Consider the following 2394-nt stretch of genomic DNA (forward strand, 5'->3'; position numbering starts at 1 on the left):
ATTCGGTGTCGTACGCATCGCCGAGACGGCTCGGATCGCGTGGCACCACGACGCTCTTGGGAGCGGTGGGTTTGCGGTACGGGAAGCCGTGGCGGGCGAGCGGGCGCGCCGCCGTTCTCACGGCACCTTCGACCACGCCGGCCGCCTGCTGGGCGACGTGAACCGGGCGTCGTGCGCCGTCGGGGCGCTGACTCCGGCGGATGTACTGGCGACTCGTCCGTCCTGCCATGGCCGACTACTTGACGTCGGCGACGAGGACGCCGGGAACGTGGAGATGGCTGACGGTGGGGGAGCGCCCGACGGTGTCGGACGCGATCTCGAACGCGTCGTTCATCGTCGATGCCGGGGTGAAACCGAGACGTCGGACCGCCGAGGCGAGGCCGCCGACGATGATCACCTTGCCGGCGTGCTGCTGGCCGTGTGCGCCCCAGTACCAGGCGTAGAACGGATGGACCCCGTGGTACGCGTAGCTGGTCTTGTAGAGGTGGCGGTACCACTCGTCCTCGGCGTACTTCTTCTCCCACTTCGTCGACATCACGGCCGGGTCGGTGGTGTCGGCGAGGACCTCGTCGAAGAAGTCGATGTAGCTCGGATGGTGGACCGGGTGGAACTCCTCGTACGTCGGGTGCGTCATGATCACCACGCCGCCCTCGCGCACCAGCGGCTTGCCGCGGTACATGTTGAAGAGGTAGCCGAGGCCCATGCACATCACGAGGATCGGGTTCATGATCGACTCGGGGTTGTACGGGCTGATGAACGGGATCCCCATCGTGAGGATGTCGGTCTGACCCTCGACCTCGACCAGATGCTGGGCGTGCACGTTCTCGAGGGTGCGTTCGTGCACGGTCTCGGTGAACCCGGCCTGGACGCTCGTCGTTCGGTACGGGGCCTCGATGTTGTGGAAGATCTTGCGCTTCGTGCGGTTCGGCAACTTGTTCAGTGACTTGCTGCTCGCCAGGAACAGACCGCGATCCTTGGCCGTCCATTCCCACTCGCGCTTCGCGAGGAATTCGAACGGGGACGGGAACGCCTCGGTGTTGATCGTCGTCTCGACCTGGAACACCTTCGGACCCGAATCGCGCAGCAGCTTGCCCATCCGCCAGATCGACTTGTGCAGTGCGGAGTGATGACGGTCCATGAGGCTGCGGGTGTTCTGCAGGCTCGCCGGGTTGTGGTGCTCGCTGAGGCAGCGGTAGGACGCAAGTCCGGTCGTCAGCGACTTCCAGCCGCCGTCCATCGCGACCTGATTGACGTTGGCATAGACGACCAGATCCGACTCGGCGGCGCGCTTGTTGATCTCGAGGATCTCGCCCTCGTCGGTCGTTCCGATCACGGCGAGGTTGTCGGGGTCCTCTGCATCGTGCTGGTACAGGAAACCCTTGGGGAGGAAGGCATCGACGATGCGGTCACCGAGCACATGGCGCAGCTCGTATTCGTGCATCCGGCGGTGCAGACCGAGCGCGGCGATGATGTGGACGTCGTCGACGCCGGCCGCCGCCGCCATGTCGAGGACGGCTTCGATGATCCGCTGCCGGTTGTCCGGCCGTTGCATCTTCGGCAGGGAGAGGCTCGCGTCGTCGAAGCAGATCGTGAGCTTCATGCCGGGCGAGAGCAGCTCGGGCAACGGATCCATGTCGAGCGGGTTCAGCAGCGCGTTGCGGATCTCGCCGTCGAGGTCGTCGAGTCCGCGGAGCGGCTCGGGTGGGTAGATGATGCGGCTGCGGTCGGCGGGCAGCCGTTCGAGGCTGAACCCCTCGCCGCGCCAGAACAGGGTGGGTGGCGTCGAACGATCGACGTCGAGGACGAATCCGGGGCGTGGCATCAGAGAGTCTCCATGTTGCCGGCGACAACTGGTGTCAGGCACCAGTTGTCCGGTGAGTGGCGGGTCATGTGGTCTGGTCTCGCAGGTCGAAGGCGATCTTGACGGCGCCGCGCCGGCCGGCGTTGGCCGCGTGAGCGATCGCGTCGTGGTGGTCGGCGAGCGGATACGTAGCTGACAGCAGGCGTTCGGCGCCGAGCGCGCCCACGGTGTCGGTGGCCAGCTGGAACGTGTCGGTGACGGTCCCGTCGGCCAGTGTCTCGGTGCCGTAGGTGTAGGCACCCTTGAGTTCGATCTCGCGATGCCAGAGGCCGGTGAGATCGAGGTCGACCTGCGCCGGCATGCCGAGCAGCACGATCCGTCCGCGTGGCCGGGTGATCCGCAAGCAGTCGGTGATCGAGGCCGAGGATCCGACCGCATCGATCGTCACGTCGGCTCCGCTCGACAACGCGCCGGATTCACCGTTGCCGAGCATGTGGCAGCCGACCTCGCGGCGCACGGCGCGATCGAGTTGAGTCGCGTCGACGGCGACGTCGGCGCCGAACGCCGTGGCGAGCCCACGCTGGTGGGGGTAG

Annotated in this window: 3 protein-coding genes; all 3 read right to left on the reverse strand. The window is 66.5% G+C overall.

What is annotated here, in order from left to right:
* The coding region (locus WBV89_RS02790; protein ID WP_423979819.1) for a hypothetical protein at positions 1 to 229 on the reverse strand (229 nt) is incomplete at its 3' end.
* Positions 230 to 235: 6 nt separating this feature from the next.
* A complete protein-coding gene (locus WBV89_RS02795) occupies positions 236 to 1822 on the reverse strand; it encodes a lactate racemase domain-containing protein (RefSeq protein WP_423979820.1) in 1587 nt (528 codons plus the stop codon).
* 64 nt (positions 1823 to 1886) lie between these two features.
* A partial coding sequence (locus WBV89_RS02800) for a zinc-binding dehydrogenase (protein ID WP_423979821.1) occupies positions 1887 to 2394 on the reverse strand: 508 nt, incomplete at its 5' end.

The organism is Ilumatobacter sp. (assembly GCF_049588435.1).
Lineage (GTDB): Bacteria > Actinomycetota > Acidimicrobiia > Acidimicrobiales > Ilumatobacteraceae > Ilumatobacter_A.

What these genes read in the sequence shown, in the direction of transcription:
- WBV89_RS02795 (WP_423979820.1), bottom strand. Translation starts at nt 1,822, where the DNA reads ATGCCACGCCCCGGATTCGTCCTCGACGTCGATCGTTCGACGCCACCC.